Annotated in this window: 18 protein-coding genes; 3 read left to right on the top strand and 15 right to left on the bottom strand. The window is 36.0% G+C overall.

Features of this window, described 5'->3' with window-relative positions:
- Positions 1 to 28: 28 nt before the first annotated feature.
- The 5 genes from rpoZ to COD11_RS07995 all read right to left on the bottom strand — a co-directional run bounded on the left by rpoZ (position 29) and on the right by COD11_RS07995 (position 5,018).
- On the bottom strand, positions 29 to 229 hold the full coding sequence (rpoZ, locus tag COD11_RS08015; RefSeq protein WP_098796243.1) for a DNA-directed RNA polymerase subunit omega: 201 nt from the start codon (positions 227 to 229) through the stop codon (positions 29 to 31).
- Between the two features lies 1 nt (position 230).
- Positions 231 to 845 carry a guanylate kinase gene (gmk, locus tag COD11_RS08010; RefSeq protein ID WP_098796374.1) on the bottom strand — a complete coding sequence of 205 codons (615 nt, stop codon included), beginning with the start codon at positions 843 to 845 and terminating at the stop codon, positions 231 to 233.
- A 15-nt stretch (positions 846 to 860) separates the two neighbouring features.
- Positions 861 to 1,124: an extracellular matrix/biofilm regulator RemA gene (gene remA / locus COD11_RS08005; protein ID WP_098796242.1), complete on the bottom strand. Its 264-nt coding sequence runs from the start codon at positions 1,122 to 1,124 to the stop codon at positions 861 to 863.
- Between the two features lie 74 nt (positions 1,125 to 1,198).
- The gene (locus COD11_RS08000) at positions 1,199 to 2,062 is read right to left on the bottom strand and encodes a YicC/YloC family endoribonuclease (RefSeq protein ID WP_231309463.1); all 864 of its coding nucleotides are present in this window, start codon (positions 2,060 to 2,062) and stop codon (positions 1,199 to 1,201) included.
- Between the two features lie 277 nt (positions 2,063 to 2,339).
- A complete protein-coding gene (locus tag COD11_RS07995) occupies positions 2,340 to 5,018 on the bottom strand; it encodes a calcium-translocating P-type ATPase, SERCA-type (protein ID WP_098796240.1) in 2,679 nt (892 codons plus the stop codon).
- Between the two features lie 291 nt (positions 5,019 to 5,309).
- Between COD11_RS07995 and COD11_RS07990 the strand changes: the two genes are divergently transcribed.
- On the top strand, positions 5,310 to 7,025 hold the full coding sequence (locus COD11_RS07990) for an Rqc2 family fibronectin-binding protein (protein ID WP_098796239.1): 1,716 nt from the start codon (positions 5,310 to 5,312) through the stop codon (positions 7,023 to 7,025).
- A 141-nt stretch (positions 7,026 to 7,166) separates the two neighbouring features.
- Entirely contained in the window at positions 7,167 to 8,084 is a 918-nt protein-coding gene (locus COD11_RS07985; protein WP_098796238.1) for a DMT family transporter, read from the top strand.
- 40 nt (positions 8,085 to 8,124) lie between these two features.
- On the opposite strand, the gene COD11_RS07980 is transcribed toward COD11_RS07985, so the two are convergent.
- The 7 genes from COD11_RS07980 to COD11_RS07950 form a co-directional block, all read right to left on the bottom strand.
- Positions 8,125 to 8,625 (bottom strand): precorrin-2 dehydrogenase/sirohydrochlorin ferrochelatase family protein, encoded by a 501-nt coding sequence (locus tag COD11_RS07980; RefSeq protein WP_176551015.1) that lies wholly within the window; start codon positions 8,623 to 8,625, stop codon positions 8,125 to 8,127.
- Entirely contained in the window at positions 8,606 to 9,394 is a 789-nt protein-coding gene (locus tag COD11_RS07975; protein ID WP_098796236.1) for a sirohydrochlorin chelatase, read from the bottom strand. The genes COD11_RS07980 and COD11_RS07975 overlap by 20 nt, the downstream gene beginning before the upstream one ends.
- Complete coding sequence (gene cobA, locus COD11_RS07970; RefSeq protein WP_098796235.1) at positions 9,391 to 10,170, bottom strand: uroporphyrinogen-III C-methyltransferase; 780 nt, start codon at positions 10,168 to 10,170, stop codon at positions 9,391 to 9,393. Before cobA ends, COD11_RS07975 begins: the two co-directional genes overlap by 4 nt.
- Positions 10,171 to 10,270: 100 nt before the next feature.
- Positions 10,271 to 10,879 (bottom strand): adenylyl-sulfate kinase, encoded by a 609-nt coding sequence (gene cysC / locus COD11_RS07965; RefSeq protein WP_098796234.1) that lies wholly within the window; start codon positions 10,877 to 10,879, stop codon positions 10,271 to 10,273.
- 13 nt (positions 10,880 to 10,892) lie between these two features.
- Positions 10,893 to 12,032: a sulfate adenylyltransferase gene (gene sat / locus COD11_RS07960; RefSeq protein ID WP_098796233.1), complete on the bottom strand. Its 1,140-nt coding sequence runs from the start codon at positions 12,030 to 12,032 to the stop codon at positions 10,893 to 10,895.
- Between the two features lie 90 nt (positions 12,033 to 12,122).
- On the bottom strand, positions 12,123 to 13,190 hold the full coding sequence (locus COD11_RS07955; protein WP_098796232.1) for a sulfate permease: 1,068 nt from the start codon (positions 13,188 to 13,190) through the stop codon (positions 12,123 to 12,125).
- A gap of 12 nt (positions 13,191 to 13,202) precedes the next feature.
- The gene (locus COD11_RS07950) at positions 13,203 to 13,904 is read right to left on the bottom strand and encodes a phosphoadenylyl-sulfate reductase (protein WP_098796231.1); all 702 of its coding nucleotides are present in this window, start codon (positions 13,902 to 13,904) and stop codon (positions 13,203 to 13,205) included.
- Between the two features lie 405 nt (positions 13,905 to 14,309).
- On the opposite strand from COD11_RS07950, the gene COD11_RS07945 reads away from it, so the two are divergent.
- A complete protein-coding gene (locus tag COD11_RS07945) occupies positions 14,310 to 14,585 on the top strand; it encodes a hypothetical protein (protein WP_098796230.1) in 276 nt (91 codons plus the stop codon).
- An 84-nt stretch (positions 14,586 to 14,669) separates the two neighbouring features.
- On the opposite strand, the gene pyrE is transcribed toward COD11_RS07945, so the two are convergent.
- From pyrE to COD11_RS07930, 3 genes are read right to left on the bottom strand one after another with little or no spacing between them, the layout of a single operon-like run.
- Positions 14,670 to 15,302, bottom strand: coding sequence for an orotate phosphoribosyltransferase (gene pyrE, locus COD11_RS07940; protein WP_098796229.1), 633 nt, complete (start codon positions 15,300 to 15,302; stop codon positions 14,670 to 14,672).
- Positions 15,299 to 16,015, bottom strand: coding sequence for an orotidine-5'-phosphate decarboxylase (gene pyrF, locus COD11_RS07935; protein WP_098796228.1), 717 nt, complete (start codon positions 16,013 to 16,015; stop codon positions 15,299 to 15,301). The genes pyrE and pyrF overlap by 4 nt, the downstream gene beginning before the upstream one ends.
- Positions 15,987 to 16,922, bottom strand: coding sequence for a dihydroorotate dehydrogenase (locus tag COD11_RS07930; protein ID WP_098796227.1), 936 nt, complete (start codon positions 16,920 to 16,922; stop codon positions 15,987 to 15,989). The genes pyrF and COD11_RS07930 overlap by 29 nt, the downstream gene beginning before the upstream one ends.

Below are 16,922 nucleotides of genomic sequence, written 5' to 3'. Positions count from 1 at the left end.
TAATTCTAGGTTGTTATCATATAAACAATTATTTTTCAGTTCGTTTGTAATTTAAAAGTCCAGCATTAATTTCTTCAAGAGCCTTTCCAACATACTTATATGAAACCGGCTTTACGATCTGTTGATCACTTAACTCCTGCATTTCACGCGCACGTTTAGCTGCAACTGTTACCAACGTGTACTTAGAATCTAATTTATTCATTAAAACATCAATAGATGGATATAACATATTATTCAACCTCCAGAATTTTTTTATATCTAGGTGCTACTCGTTCACGACGGCAATGTTCTGCTGTAACAATCGCTTTTATTCGATCACAAGCAAATAAAACATTATCATTTTCTACGACATAGTCATAGGCATCCATCATGATAATTTCTTCCTTTGCTACCTTCATACGATTGTTAATAAGTTCTTCTGACTCGGTACCTCTTGTAACTATTCTGTTTTTAAGCTCATTTAAGCTTGGTGGACTTAAAAAGATAAAAAGTCCTTCAGGAAATGCATTTCTTACCTGTAAGGCACCTTGCACCTCTATTTCTAAGAACACATCCTTACCCTCACTCAATGTTTTTTCTACATAATCAACTGGTGTACCATAATAGTTTCCTACGTATTCTGCCCATTCAAGCAACTTATTTTGAGTAATTAAATCTTCAAATTCCTCTCGAGATTTAAAGAAATAGTCAACTCCATCCACTTCTCCTTCACGTGGTTTTCTCGTTGTCATTGAAATGGAATATTCAAATGCTGTATCCTCTTGTGAAAATAACTCTTTTCTAACCGTTCCTTTTCCTACACCTGAAGGCCCTGATAGGACGATTAATAATCCTCTTTCTTTAATCAATGCTTCTATTCCCTACCCTTCATCTGATACCTCATCTTTATTTGAAAGCCTTTGAGCAACTGTTTCCGGCTGAACAGCTGAAAGAATAATATGATCGCTATCCATAATAACAACTGCTCTAGTCCGACGGCCGTATGTTGCATCAATTAACATACCTCTGTCTCTTGCGTCTTGAATAATCCTCTTAATTGGAGCTGATTCAGGACTAACAATGGAAATAATTCGATTCGCGGAAACAATGTTTCCAAAACCGATATTAATAAGTTTAATGCTCATAAATATGCTCCCCCTGGTTATAGACAAAACTATTTTTGCCTTTTAAGCCCTTTTATAATCAATGGTTATTAAACCTATTCAATATTTTGAACTTGTTCCTTCAATTTTTCAATAATACTTTTTAATTCGACGACATTTTTTGCAATTGTCCCATCATTTGCTTTGGAACCAATCGTGTTTGCCTCTCTATTTAGCTCTTGAACAATAAAATCCAATTTTCTACCAACTGGTTCTTTTGTTTGTAGAGTTTGCTTAAATTGTCGAACATGACTATGTATTCTAATAATCTCTTCGCTAATATCTACTTTATCAGCAAAAAGGGCTACTTCTGTCAAAATACGTGTTTCATCAATCTTTCCTGATAAAAATTCAGAAACACGTTTACTTATTCTTTCTCGGTATTGGTCCACCACTAAAGGAGCCATCTTTTGAAGGTCACCATTAATCTCAGCCAACAAATCCAACCGCTTATTAATATCAATAGCCAGTTGTTCACCTTCTACTTTTCTCATATCAGCTAATTGCTTTACAGCTACTTCGACAAGTTGAATTAATTCATCTTCAACCTCATCGCTCGACAATGATTCCTCACGTATGTCCATACCTTCTCCTAGGGATAGAATATGATTTAAAGAAAGATCATCCTTAATAGAGAAGTGTTTTTTTATTTGCTGTAATGATTCAGTATACTGATCTAACAAACCCCAATCAACATGAATTGTTTTCGATGACTGCAATTCACCCTCTAGATTAATATAAACCTCTATCCGTCCCCGACTTATGTATGTTGATAAAAGCTTTTTAATTTTATCTTCAATACTTAGTAATTGCTTTGGCATTTTAATTTGGATATCCAAAAAACGGTGGTTAACCGACTTCATTTCAACCGTAAAAAGACAGGATTGTATCTGACCACTTGAACGGCCAAAGCCAGTCATACTTAGTACCACTATGTATCACATCTCTTTCTCGTACGAACTTATTGGCCCATCAGCTTTTTTAAAACGTGTATTGATTCGGATAACAGGTATTTATTTACAGGCAGTCTTACCCGTTCAAGGCTTTATGTATGTATAGTTGCTTACAGTACCAATAAAATAGATCATTATGAAATCAACAAGTAAGATAGCTATATATCATAAAATATCATGTATATAATCCAACAAGCAAAGGGGATGACTTTGTGGGTCACCCCCTTTAGGATTATAACATAATCTAAGCTGATTTTCTTGTTAAAAGTGATCCAGCAAGTAAAAAAGTTGGAATTGCGGACAATCCGAGTATCAATAACCAATCTCTCGCAAGTATTGGAAATGTGTGGAAAATAGGTTGCAGCGGCGGATAATAAATAACAACAAGCATAAGCAAGATTGATGAAATGACAGCTCCGATTAAATATATATTACCAAAAGGATTACGCTCAAAAATAGACTTTTCACTTCGACAATCAAATACATGTATCAACTGCGCCATAACTAAAGTTGCAAAAGCTATAGTTTGTGCGTATGCTAGCTCATCAGGATTTCTGTAATAAACAATCATGAAGGCTGCTAAGGTTACTATACCTATTAAAAAACCTCGTGATATTACTTTCCAACCTAGACCCCTAGCAAATACACCTTCTTTAGGGTGTCGAGGCTTACGTCTCATCAAATCACCTTCAGGCTGATCTAGCCCAAGAGCCATCGCTGGCAGACCATCTGTTACTAAATTTACCCAAAGAATCTGAATTGGGACTAATGGTAAAGGAAGAGCTAAGATCATGGCAAATAGCATAACCAATATTTCACCGACATTTGATGCGAGAAGGTAGCGAATAAACTTTCGTATATTTTCATAGATATTACGGCCTTCTTTTATCGCAGATTTAATTGTGGCAAAGTTGTCATCTACTAAGACAAGTGATGAAGCTTCTTTGGCAACATCTGTTCCTGTAATCCCCATGGATATACCTATATCTGCCGCTTTAATAGCTGGAGCATCGTTTACCCCATCCCCTGTCATCGCAACAATATGTCCCCGATTTTGTAATGCTTTTACGATCTTCAGTTTATGCTCCGGTGACACTCGTGCAAAAACATAGACATCATCAACAATGGTTTCTAGTTCATCAACAGAAAGATTAGATAACTCTTTCCCTTCCATTACTTTCCCATTATGAGGAAGAATGTTTAATTGCTTAGCAATTGCTTTTGCAGTTATAACATGATCTCCTGTTATCATCACCGTTTTTATTCCAGCATCACGACATTCTTTAACAGCCTGTTTCACTTCAGGACGAGGCGGATCAATCATGCCCTGTAAACCAATAAACACCAAGTCTTTTTCTGCTTCAAAGCTTGAGTTAATTTTATCAGTTGATTTTAATGGCTTGAAGGCTACAGCAATAGTTCGTAATGCTTGAGAAGCCAGTGATTCAATTGCATGTTTTACTTTCCCTTCATACTTGCTGTTTAAAACCTCTTGTCTTTCATTCCATAATATATTACTAGAAACACCTAGTAACACATCAGGAGCACCTTTTGTGACAACAAAACGATTACCTGATTTATCCTTAACAACTACACTCATCATCTTTCTTGTAGAGTCAAACGGAAATTCGTCCACAACTTCAAAATTTTTCTGTAAGGTTTCACGCTTAATTCCAGCTTTCATAGCAGAAACAACAAGCGCACCATCTGTCGGGTCTCCGTCTAAACGATACTGACCCTCGCTTTCAATTATTGAAGCGCTATTACATAAAGAACCAAATGTTAATATTTGTTGAAGAGTTCTTGTATTATTTACATCAACCTGTTGATCATCATATAAAAATTCACCGTGTGGATGATATCCCGTTCCAGTTACATTCCAAACCTTATCACCAGACCAGATATGTGTTACGGTCATTTTGTTTTGAGTCATTGTTCCGGTTTTATCGGAACAAATTACAGAGGCACAGCCTAATGTTTCAACAGCTGGAAGTTTTCGAACAATTGATTTTTGTTTGATCATTCGTTGAACACCAAGAGATAGAGCTACTGTTACAATAGCTGGAAGTCCCTCAGGAATGGCTGCAACTGCCAATGAAACACCTGCTAAAAACATATTATAAAGATCATGTCCCTGTATTACACCAATTCCAACAACTAGAACTGTTAAAGCTAATGCAACAACAATGAGAATCTTCCCTAACTGCTCTAGACGTCGTTGAAGAGGTGTTTCCATTGTTTCTGCATTTTGCAGAAGATCTGCAATTTGTCCCATTGCGGTATTCATACCGGTACCTATAACCACACCAATTCCGGATCCTCTTGTAATAAGAGTTCCCATAAAGACCATATTCGTTAAATCACCTAGTCCAACTTCTTCACCTGCAATAGGTTGAGTTGATTTTTGGACAGGAAGTGATTCTCCTGTAAGGGCAGACTCTTCAACTTCTAGACTCTTCGTATCTAGTAATCTCATGTCAGCGCCAATTCGATCACCACTCGAAAACTTGACAATATCTCCCGGCACTAACTCTTTCGATAAAATTTTCTCCCATTGCCCATTTCTTAACACATTCACTTGTGGTGCAGATAATTCTTTTAATGCTTCTAATGATCGTTCTGCTTTTCTTTCTTGAAAGAAGCCTAGTACGCCGTTGACAACAACGATGGCTATAATGGCAATAGCATCAATATATTCGCCTAACAGTCCTGAAATGAGTGTAGCGGCTAATAAAACAAGAACCATAAAATCTTTAAATTGACTTAAAAATATAATTATAGCTGATGGTCTATCAGCCTCTTTTAATTCATTTAATCCAAACTTCTGGGTTCGCTTTTGTACCTCCTTACTTGTTAATCCTGAATCTCCGTCCGTATTAATGGAATCCATCACTTCATCTGATCTCATCTCATGCCACTTCATGAATCACCTACACACCCCTTTAAAACAAAAAAATTTTCGAAGTCTTTTGCATTTATTGCAAAGTTCAACTTGTACTTGTCTAGCCTATAAGACAACTTATTCAGCCTCGTCCTAAAACATGCTATAATCATTTAGAAAAGTTATTTAATTTGAAAGGTTTCACTAATTATTTGCTACCCTAGAGTTAATTGTGGTAAATGATTTAACAGTCTTATAAGACGAAACCGGAGGATCGTAACCGAGAAGAATTTACTTATACACCTTGCGTGTTTACAAAAAGGAGTTTGTGCCATGTCTTTTGATGGTTTATTTACATATGCAATTACTGAAGAACTAAAGAGCGTATTATTAAACGGAAAGATTACAAAAATCCATCAGCCCTATAAATATGATCTTATTTTTCAAGTAAGGTCGGCTGGAAAAAACCATAAACTTTTCCTATCTGCTCACCCTAGTTATGCTCGAATTCATTTAACGAACGAGAGCTATGAAAACCCTAGTGAGCCCCCAATGTTTTGTATGCTTTTGAGAAAGCATTTAGAAGGTGGAGTCATAGAAAAGATTGAACAACCTGAGATGGAAAGAATCATCATCTTTGATATTAGAAGCAGAAATGAGCTTGGTGACATAACCGTAAAAAGACTTATGGTTGAAATAATGGGAAGACATAGTAATATCATACTTGTCGATAAAGATCGCGAAATGATTTTAGATAGTGTAAAACACCTTTCACCAGCGGTTAATCGCCATAGAACGGTATTACCTGGTCATCCGTATGTATTGCCACCTGGCCAAGAAAAAGTAAATCCTCTGAGCGCTGATGAAGATTTACTTCTAAAAAAATTAGATTTTAATACCGGAAGAATTGATCAACAGCTTGTACAAAATTTTGCGGGAATTTCTCCGTTATTCGCCAAAGAGGTCACCTTGCGCGCTGGGTTAGTAAATCGCAAAACACTACCGAATGCTTTTTTAGATATAGTATCGGATGTAAAAGAACATAAATTTGAACCTACTATATATGAACTAGATAATCGTGAGCAGTTCTATATGATCCGCCTTGCTCATTTAACAGAAGCAAAAACAAAGAGTTTTTCAACTATCTCTGAAACATTGGATCGGTACTATTACGGAAAAGCTGAACGAGATCGAGTGAAACAGCAAGGAAATGACTTAGAGCGATTTATGGTTAATGAAAAGAAAAAGAACGAAAAGAAAATTAAAAAACTCACAGCTACTCTCGATCAAGCTGAAAAAGCAAATGAATTTCAATTATACGGGGAATTGATTACGGCAAATATTTATGCGATAAGCAAAGGTGATAAACAGGCTGAAGTGATAAACTACTATGATGAAGAAAACAATATGATTACCATTCCATTAGATGTTCAAAAAACTCCATCAGAAAATGCTCAGAAGTACTTTTCGAAATATCAAAAGGCTAAAAATTCGGTGGAAGTGGTTCATGAGCAAATTGAAATAGCAGAACGTGAAATTGACTATTTTGATAGCCTTATTCAACAGATTGAGTCTGCTTCACCCAAAGACATCGAGGAGATTCGTGAGGAATTAATAGAGGGAGCCTACTTAAAACAAAGACAGTCTAAAAACATAAAAAAGAAGAAATCTCAAAAGCCCGTTCTTGAGCATTACTCTTCTTCAGATGGTACTGAAATCATTGTCGGTAAAAACAATAAACAAAATGAGTATTTAACAAACAGATTTGCTGCCCGTGATGACATCTGGTTACACACCAAAGACATCCCTGGGTCACATGTTGTGATACGAAGCAGTAATCCATCAGAAGAGACAATACTGGAAGCTGCCAATATCGCTGCATACTTTAGTAAAGCTAAAAGCTCCAGCTCTGTCCCTGTTGATTTCACTGCCATTCGCCATGTAAAAAAACCAAGTGGCTCTAAGCCTGGTTATGTAATTTATGATCATCAACAAACTGTTTATGTAACTCCAAACGAAGATTTAGTATTTCAACTTCGTAAGGGGTAATAGTTGAAAAGAGCGTTGATCTATTCAATGCTCTTTTTTCTATGACTATCAATTAGATATGTATTTTGTAAAATTATACAAATTCACTCTTGATTTTGATAAGATTAGATTTGCATTATTTAACGAGAGGAAGGGAACATTTTGAAAAAAAATATAGCCTATCTATCTATACTTTCAGGGGCAGCACTATGGGGATTGATAGGACTTTTTGTTACCTATCTCTATGAAGCTGGATTTACCCCAACTCATGTAGTGGCAATTCGTGCATTATCCGCATCTTCATTTTTGCTCATTTTTATTCTTATTAAAAATAAAAAAGCCTTAAAAATCAAATTTTCAGATAGTAAATATTTTATCGGAACCGGTATTATTAGTATTGTTTTTTTTAACTGGTGTTTGTTTCAATGTATGAAGGAAACGTCCATTTCTGTAGCAAGCATTCTATTATATACCGCTCCCGCGTTTGTTACGATTTTTTCAAGATTATTTTTTAAAGAAGCCCTAACATTGCGAAAAATTTCTGCACTTTTCATTACTTTTTTGGGTTGTACATTAGTCATTGGTCTGTTTCCATCCACAAGTCAATCGGTTTCGATTTATGGATTAATACTTGGGTTAGGTTCAGGATTTTTCTATGCCTTATACAGTATTTTCGGTAAGTTTGCACTTCAAAAATATTCTTCATTAACGGTTACAGTTTATACATTTATCTTTGCAGCACTCGCAATTACACCGGTAAGTGGGATATGGGAGATGGGGTATTTATTATCAAGATCCGATGTTTGGCTTTCCATTTTAGGACTTGGCTTATTTTCAACTTTATTTGCTTTTTTACTATATACGAAAGGTCTTGAAACGGTTGAATCAAGTCGCGCTTCCATCATGGCTACTGTAGAACCAGTAGTGGCCTCTCTTGTTGGCTTTTTCGTCTTTAAGGAAATGCTTAGCCTATGGCAATATATCGGTATATTCTTCGTATTAGTAGCAGTATTTATTGTTCAGGAAAAAAAACGAAAACCTACTGAAGACAGCCCCTCTATAGCTAGTGAGATTATATAATAATAAAAGGGAATGACTCTTAAACCGAGTACATTCCCTTTTATTTTCTCTGCTTTTTCTTTAATCTCTGTTCGTAGAGGTGATCAAGCTTTTCGATAAACTCGTCATCAAATTGATTAGACAAGTTTTCACAAATTTCTTTTGCAAGCTTTGGGCTTGCACCATTAGTAGATACTGATAGGGAAAGTCTTCCCCTTTTAACAGACTTTGGAACAAGGAAGTTTCCTTTATCTACATTGCTTACTACATTAACCAGCTGAAACTTGTTTGCATTTTCTGCTACCCATTCGTTTATAGAAGGATGCTCAGTTGCTGCAATAATGATATGTGCATTTTCCAAATCACTAAGTTCAACTTCTTTTTTCACCCAATTTAAAAGGTTCTCGTCATGTAGATTCTCTATTTCTTTCACAACATCAGGACTCACAACCGTAATTTCTGCCCCTTCCTCAAGAAATAAAGATAATCTTCTGTACGCAATTTTCCCGCCACCAATGATTAGAACCAAACGATCTTTTACATCAATATGAAGTGGGAGCATGTTGTTTTCCTTTATGAAAGGTATACAAACCATCAGTATTTTCTATAGCTTCATGAACACGTTCAACAAATAGATCAAGTAAAATCGGGTGAGGGCCTAAATACGAACATACCTCAACCTTTCGATCTCCCCAATTATATTGTTTAACAGTATGATCAATTTCCTTCTTTAACAATCCGGTAAATATTAAATAAGGAATGATGAAAAGAGATTGTTCATCTGAATTGAAAACATCTTCAATCATTTGACTAAATTTAGGCTCAGCAGCTGTTAAAAAGCAAGTATGTACCTTTTTAACACCTGATTTATTCTGGAGAAAATCTGCAATTTGGTTCAAGTCATTTACTACATCCATGTCGCTGCTTCCTCTTCCGACAAGGATTGCCGTTCTGGAGCTATCAGTTGGTGATTTTTCATTCATTTTATCAACCAGCATTTCCGCTAAACGTAGATCAACACCAATTGGTTTTCCATAGGTAACACGAACTGATGGAAAAAGCGATGAAACATGCTTAACTTCTTCTGGAATATCACTTTTAGCGTGAGCAGCAGTTAATAAAAGTAAAGGAATCACGGCGATGTCTGTCGCACCTTGACTAACACAATTTTTAAATCCTTCCTCAATAGAGGGCTCGGCTAGCTCCAAAAAACACACTTCCTGGACTTTTGCATTTATTCTTGGTTTAACCTTTGAAATAAATTCAATGGCTTCTTCACGAGCTTTTGGTACTCGACTTCCATGACAAACATATAAAACAGCTTGTTTCATAGTAATAGAGCCTCACTTTGTGCATTTTTTGCAATTACTTCTTCATACCAACTTAATTTTTCTCTTAAAGAAACAACCTCACCTACAATAATCATGCTAGGGTTTGTTATTTTTTCTTGTAACACACGTTGATAAATGTTTTCTAATGTCCCTGTGACCGTGCGTTGAACATTAGTAGTCCCCCAGTGTATAACCGCAACCGGTGTTTGAGAATTTTTCCCATGCTTCATTAGTTGTTCCTGAATATAAGGTAAATTGCTAACACCCATATAAATAGCTAATGTATCAATTCCTTTCGCAAGGGATTCCCATTTCGTATCCTCATCAATACCGTCTCTTCGATGACCAGTAACAAAAGCAACACTACCGCTTAAATCCCGATGTGTTACTGGAATTCCTGCATATGCTGCTGCGGCAACACCTGAAGTGATCCCAGGAATGATTTCATAGGGGATATGATGTTTAGCTAGGGCTTCAGCTTCTTCTCCTCCCCGACCGAAAATAAACGGATCGCCACCTTTAAGCCTTGTAACGATTTTTCCACTTTTAGCATATTTAACAAGAAAAGTATTAATCGTTTCTTGTTTCATTGTATGATAGTTAGGTAGCTTCCCACAATAAACAAGCTCACAATTTTCTTTAGCATGTTTTAAAATTTCTTTATTAACTAAACGATCATAAAGAATAACATCTGATTTTTGAATACATTTTAATGCCTTAATTGTAAGCAAATCTTCATCTCCAGGGCCTGCTCCCACTAAAAAAACCTTCGCCATGCATTCTCCCCCCTTTTCTAGTTGCGTATTGTAAGGTATTAGATATCATCAAATGAAAGTAATAGCAATTGGAATTCACCAATTGCTATTACTTCGACCACTATTTATTTTCTTGAATGAATCCTTTTTCAACAAGGAAACTTACGATTTGTTTAACAGATTGTTCTATGTCTTGGGTTTCTGTGTCAACTATTATAGCAGGGTTTTCAGGTTCCTCATATGGTGAATCAATACCAGTGAAATGTTTAATTTCATTGTTTCTTGCCTTTTTATATAATCCCTTAGGGTCACGTACTTCACATTCATCTAACGAACACTTTACATATACTTCGAAGAATTCATTTTCCGAAAGAATGTCCTTTACTTGCTGGCGATCTTCCCGGAATGGTGAAATAAACGCTGTTAACACAATTTGCCCACTATCAACAAACAGCTTTGACACCTCACCAATTCGGCGAATATTTTCTTTGCGATCTTCATCAGTAAAACCTAAATCTTTATTTAAGCCATGACGGATATTGTCCCCATCTAACACATAGGTTTGAATATTATTTTCAAACAAGTATCTTGCAAGGGCATTTGCAAGGGTTGATTTACCCGACCCTGAAAGACCAGTAAACCATAAAACATAGCTTCCGTAATTATTTTTCTTTCTTCTCTCTTCTTTTGTGACAGATGCATCATGCCACACAATGTTATTTGCAGCCATTGTTCCTACCTCCTTATGCATTTACCGTTTCTTTCATACCTCTAATTAAAACTTCTACAACCTCTTTGCGGCTGAATGTGCTAGGAGGTAATTCACCATTACGAAGCATTTCACGTACTTTTGTACCTGATAAAATAACTCGGTCTTCTTTACCATGTGGGCATGTTTTTGATGAAGCCATACCTTCACATTTTATGCAATAGAAACTATGCTCAAAGAACATTGGTGTAATTCCTAATTCATCTGCAGTAAAATTAGAAAAGATAAGTTGTGCATCATAAGTTCCATAATAATCGCCTACACCAGCATGGTCTCTACCAACAATAAAATGTGTACAACCATAATTCTTACGAACTAAGGCATGGAAAATCGCTTCACGCGGTCCAGCATATCGCATAGCAGCTGGGAATACAGCTAAATGTACACGATCTGAAGGATAATAGTTTTTTAATAAAACCTGATAGCTTTCCATACGAATATGTGCTGGAATATCATCAGATTTTGTTTCCCCTACTAATGGATTTAAGAATAAACCATCTACAGTTTCTAATGCTGTTTTCTGGATATATTCATGAGCACGGTGAACAGGATTACGTGTTTGGAAGCCTACGATTGTCTTCCAATTTAGTTCTTCGAATTTAGCTCTTGATTCTTTAGGATCAAGATAGAAATCTGCAAATTTCTTTTCCGGGCGATGAACTAATGTTACCTCTCCTCCAACATAAACATTACCACGTTCGAACATTTTCTTAACACCAGGATGTGCAAGATCATCTGTACGATAAACATTAACTGCCTCTTTTTGTTTATCAGGAGTATAGATATCCGAAACCTTAATTGTGCCATATGTAACTTCATCAAGCACAAGGCGAACTTCGTCACCAACTGCTAAAGTAGATGCCTTCTCTTCTGATACTGGTAATGTAATAGGGATACTCCATACCACACCATTTTTCAGTTTCATATTCTCTACTACAGACTCATAATCTTCTTGAGTTAAGAACCCTTCAATTGGGCTGTAACCACCTATAGAAATTAGTTCAAGATCACTTAGAGAGATTGCATCTAGTTCAATTTCTTTCTCAATATGTGATACATCTGTTCCTAGTGATAATTTTTGAATTAATGTTCCTCCATGTGGAAGTAAGCTCATTTTCATTTCCTCCAATTAAAATGTAATAGACCAAAATTATTAAACTGATTGATTCTTACAGAAATCCAATCAGTTTAATAGGAATAATAGTTATATTCCTCCACCTTCTTCGTGTACAGCACGCTTTTCTTGTTTGCTTGCTTTCATTAAAGTGTTTGCGCCAATTGTAGCTAGCAAAAGACTTGCTAATACAAAAATTGTATATAAATCACTTTCTATAAACAACTGCACTAAGAAGTAACTCATCGTTAGTGACACAAGTGGAGAAATTAACCATACCATAAGCATATTTTTTACGATTTTTTGTTGAAAGATGTTTGACCCAGATTTTGCAATACCAATTCCTAAAATCGACGAGGTCGTAATTTGAGTAAGAGGCACAGGTATACCAAAGATGGAAGCTACAATAACAAGCGTAGCACCAGTACCAGAAATCAAGACACCTTCAATTTTTGAGAAGCTCGTTATTTTCTTACCGTTTGTCTCTAAAACACGTCTCCCTAAAAGAAGAGCACCTAGAGCAACAAACACTCCTCCAATTAATGTTCCTTTTGAAACCGTTAGAATACCAGCACTTACAAGTGGTCCAACAGCATTTGCCACGTTATTCATCCCCGCTGAAAATGCTTCAAAGAAACCAGCAAATATAAGTAAATATGTTATCACCTTTCCTTCAAAGCTATACTTTTGAGTCAGCTTAAAGGAATGAAGGATTTTTATAAAAAGAAAGGCAATGGCAAACGCAACGATCGGAACAATAATCCAAAACATAATGATATAGAGTAAATTATTAACATATAAGGCTTGGTACGCTATACCAACACCAACTACAGATCCCACCGTTACCTCACTTGTAGAAAGTGGTATTCCTAAAAGATTGGACAAGAATAAGGAAAAAGTAGCTGAAAAGAGGATAATAACAACCATTTTTATCGATATAAGCGATGATGGAATGATTCCAGAACTTATTGTTTTGACAACTTCTCCACCGCCAATAACAGCTCCTAATATGACCCCTATCCCACATAATATAAGCGCATTTCTCGGTCGTAAAATCGCTCCTGAGCCATATGCAACCCCCATTGAGGCAGCTGCACCGCTCGCCCCAATGTTCATTGCAAAAAAGAAGCTAATAATGATGGCAATGATTTCTAACATGATTATATCCTCCTATTGGTGGAGGCCACATTCTGTTTTCATTTGCCCTGACCATCTACCTGATCTTAAATCATTTTCATCAAAGGCAGGCTTTGTACAATGAAAACAACCGATACTTGGATATCCTCTATCATGAAGAGGGTTATAGATTAAGTCATTTTTATGAACGTATCTCCAAACATCCTTCCACGTCCAATGAATAAGCGGGCAAACCTTTACTGAATGAAAGCGTTCGTCCTTATTAATATAATTTACATTCTTTCTTGTTTCAGACTGTTCTCGTCTTAAACCTGAAATCCATGCTGTTGCACCATTTAATGTTTCAGTTAGAGGAACAATTTTGCGGATGTTACAGCATTGATTAGGGTTTGTTTCCCATAATTTATCACCATATTGCTCAGCTTGTTCTTCAAGTGTTAATTTTGGCTTTTTTAATTCAATATTTAATGATGGATATTTTTCTTTTACCTTATCAATTAATTCATACGTTTCCTTAAAATGTACATCTGTATCAAGGAAAACGATCTTAGCATCTGGTTTCACTTTAGAAATTAAGTCAATTAGAACGATCCCCTCAATTCCAAAGCTACAAGCATATACAACCTCTTCACCGTAATGGTCATATGCCCAATTTAAAACATTAAGTGCACCTTTATACGTTTCATCAACTTCAAATGAATCAGTTTGTTCTGTCCAGTTTTCATATGTTAACATACGATTCACCTCTTTCTCTCATACTACTCAACTCGGAATTAGAATCCCGTTTATTCACACATTAATACTCGGGATTAAGTGTAAAACCTATTAATATAGTATGAATTATACACCTTATCTGTGATTTGACAATACATTTACTAGATTATTTTTATTAAAATTTTAAACTTTGTGATCGTATAAAAAGCGTTACTATTACTGTCCCAGCATTTTCTTACTCACACCTACTATGATAATATGCTATTTGATTCAAAATTTTAACACAATTATAACAAATGTCAACCCGAGTTTACTTATCGGATTAATAATTTTTATTCAATATCTTAAATTCTTATAATAAATCATAAAAGCAAAATCATATACATAAACTTGTACTATTTAATAGAAGGTGTAAGGAGGATTGTTATGTGGGAGATCGTGGCTAATATTTGTTTAGTCTTCATTGGTTTTTATCTATTTTGTCTCAGTATCGCTCATATTTTTATGTACAAGCCAAGTAAAGAACTATTGAATCAGTTAAAAGCTGTAAGGCATTCCTTCATTTTTGCTATCCTTGGTATAGCAGTATGGAGCTTATTAAAAAAGGTGAAAATTCCTGAACGTTTCATTTATCCAAGCTACTTAATCGTATTTCTAATTATTTCGTTTAGTTCCTTCTTTCTAATTCTATCAAAAATTTAAAAGCGCCTTTTTATTGCATCCTTCCACGTTAATGAACGTTATTTGAGCATACGATAAAAGACGCTTTTTACTTACATTTATTTGTTATACATTAAGCCAGCGTTCAGAAGATGGATCTTCTCTCCACATTTTTAATTTACTAATGTCCTGCTCTGTTACATAACCTTCTTTAGCAGCAACTTCAACTAAAGTGTTATAGTCACATAACGATTGTGCTTTAATATTCGCTTCTTCCAGTTTTGATTTTCCAAGTGCAAGATCATATGTAAAAATCGCTACGATCCCTAAAACCTCACAGCCTGCTTCACGAAGAGCTTCAACAGCTGTAATGGCACTTCCGCCAGTTGAAATCAAATCTTCCACAACCACTACCTTCTGATTTCGCTTAACTTGTCCTTCAATTTGATTTCCTTTACCATGTCCCTTTGCCTTGCTTCGAACATAAACCATTGGTAAATCCATTTTATCACTTACCCATGCAGCGTGAGGGATACCTGCAGTTGCAGTCCCTGCGATCACTTCAACCTCAGGGTAATGCTCTTTTATTAAATCAATAAGACCTTCAGCTATTTGAGTACGAATAGAAGGAAATGATAATGTAAGACGATTATCACAGTAAATTGGTGACTTTAATCCACTGGACCAAGTGAAGGGGTCATTTGGTTGGAGATAAACTGCCTTAATTTCTAATAGGTTTTTTGCAATCGTTTGTTTCATTCCTCTGATTCCTCCCAAGCTTTTTTCACTTTTAAATATGCCTCATATGGATTGTTTTGTTTTGTTATGCTTCTTCCGACTACAATAGCTGTCGAACCTAGACGACGTGCTTGGTCTGGACTAGCTATTCTAGTTTGATCATCTGTCGAATCTTCCTTCAAACGAATTCCCGGTGTGACAGTCATAAAAGAAGATCCAAGCTTTGCATTTAATGTTTCTACTTCATGAGTAGAACAAACCACTCCATCTAAGCCGCTTTCTTTTGCCATTTGTGCATAATGAAGAACAACATTATTGATATCTTCATTAATTAATAGCTCTTCATGCATCATATCTTGAGAAGTACTAGTTAACTGAGTAACAGCAATACATATTGGTCTTTTTTTACCTTCTTGAGTTCCTGCCTCAAGTCCTTCAATAGCTGCTTCCATCATTCTCTTTCCGCCTGCAGCATGCACATTTACAATGTCCACATCAAGCTTGGCTAACCCACGCATTGCTTGTTTAACTGTATTCGGAATGTCGTGAAGCTTTAGGTCTAAAAAGATGTTGTGGCCAAGTTTTTTAAGATAGGAAATAATCTCAGGACCTTCCTGATAAAATAATTCCATACCTACCTTGACAAATAACTGTTCTTGTTGAAAGTGCTGTAAAAATTCTTTTACCTCTTGCTGATCTTTAAAATCAAGAGCTATAATGAGCGGTCTTTGCATTAGCCTTCCAACTCCTTCCGATACATTCCGTAACATGTTCAAAACCAAGTTCATTTAATCTTGCTGGCAACTGCTCGATAATTTCCGGACATACAAATGGATTAACAAAATTAGCAGTACCAACAGCAACAGCACTTGCTCCAGCATATAAGAATTCAATCACATCATCAACGTTTTGCACGCCACCCATGCCAATGACCGGAATTGATACAGCTTGACTTACTTCATAAATCATGCGTATAGCTACTGGTTTAATAGCTGGACCTGATAACCCACCAGTTTTATTTGCAATAACTGGCTTACCTGTTTTAAGGTCAAGTCTCATTCCTATTAAAGTGTTAATCATTGTTAAACCATCAGCACCTGCATCTTCAATAGCTTTTGCCATTTCAACGATGTTCGCAACGTTAGGTGATAATTTCACATAAACAGGTACAGCTGATACCTCTTTCACAGCTTTTGTTAACTGTGCTGCAACTTCAGGAATTGTTCCAAATGCAATGCCACCTGTTTTTACATTAGGACATGAAATATTTAATTCAAGAGCATGTACATTGTTTGCCTGACTGATCTTTTCTGCGACATATACATAGTCCTCAATTTGAGAGCCTGCTACATTTGCGATAATCGGAACATCATACTGCTCAAGCCAAGCAAGCTCTTCTGAAATGACTTTATGAACACCGGGGTTTTGTAGTCCAATAGCATTTAACATGCCTGCTTCTGTCTCAGCTACACGAGGAGTAGGATTACCAAATCGGGGCTCCTGTGTACTGGCTTTAATCATTATTGATCCAAGCTGACTCAAGTCATAAAACTTACTATATTCTCTACCAAAGCCAAAGCATCCTGATGCAGGCATGATAGGATTTTTAAGTGACAAACCGGGTAAGTTGATGTCTAGCAT

Origin of the sequence: Bacillus sp. AFS040349, from assembly GCF_002577655.1 — a bacterium.
Lineage (GTDB): Bacteria > Bacillota > Bacilli > Bacillales > Bacillaceae > Metabacillus.
Note: the sequence above shows the minus strand (reverse complement) of the source record. Positions and strands in the feature narration are given on the sequence as shown.

Coding starts and splice junctions, on each gene's coding strand:
- cysC (WP_098796234.1), bottom strand. CDS start 10,879: ATGGCTGCAAATAACATTGTGTGGCATGATGCATCTGTCACAAAAGAA.
- COD11_RS07930 (WP_098796227.1), bottom strand. CDS start 16,922: ATGCTAGACATCAACTTACCCGGTTTGTCACTTAAAAATCCTATCATG.
- COD11_RS07990 (WP_098796239.1), top strand. CDS start 5,310: ATGTCTTTTGATGGTTTATTTACATATGCAATTACTGAAGAACTAAAG.
- rpoZ (WP_098796243.1), bottom strand. CDS start 229: ATGTTATATCCATCTATTGATGTTTTAATGAATAAATTAGATTCTAAG.
- pyrF (WP_098796228.1), bottom strand. CDS start 16,015: ATGCAAAGACCGCTCATTATAGCTCTTGATTTTAAAGATCAGCAAGAG.
- cobA (WP_098796235.1), bottom strand. CDS start 10,170: ATGGCGAAGGTTTTTTTAGTGGGAGCAGGCCCTGGAGATGAAGATTTG.
- COD11_RS07955 (WP_098796232.1), bottom strand. CDS start 13,190: ATGTTAGAAATCATTGCCATCATTATTAGCTTCTTTTTTGCAATGAAC.
- COD11_RS07995 (WP_098796240.1), bottom strand. CDS start 5,018: ATGAAGTGGCATGAGATGAGATCAGATGAAGTGATGGATTCCATTAAT.
- sat (WP_098796233.1), bottom strand. CDS start 12,032: ATGAGCTTACTTCCACATGGAGGAACATTAATTCAAAAATTATCACTA.
- COD11_RS08000 (WP_231309463.1), bottom strand. CDS start 2,062: ATGACTGGCTTTGGCCGTTCAAGTGGTCAGATACAATCCTGTCTTTTT.
- COD11_RS07950 (WP_098796231.1), bottom strand. CDS start 13,904: ATGTTAACATATGAAAACTGGACAGAACAAACTGATTCATTTGAAGTT.
- COD11_RS07980 (WP_176551015.1), bottom strand. CDS start 8,625: ATGCTCCCACTTCATATTGATGTAAAAGATCGTTTGGTTCTAATCATT.
- remA (WP_098796242.1), bottom strand. CDS start 1,124: ATGAGCATTAAACTTATTAATATCGGTTTTGGAAACATTGTTTCCGCG.
- COD11_RS07975 (WP_098796236.1), bottom strand. CDS start 9,394: ATGAAACAAGCTGTTTTATATGTTTGTCATGGAAGTCGAGTACCAAAA.
- COD11_RS07945 (WP_098796230.1), top strand. CDS start 14,310: ATGTGGGAGATCGTGGCTAATATTTGTTTAGTCTTCATTGGTTTTTAT.
- pyrE (WP_098796229.1), bottom strand. CDS start 15,302: ATGAAACAAACGATTGCAAAAAACCTATTAGAAATTAAGGCAGTTTAT.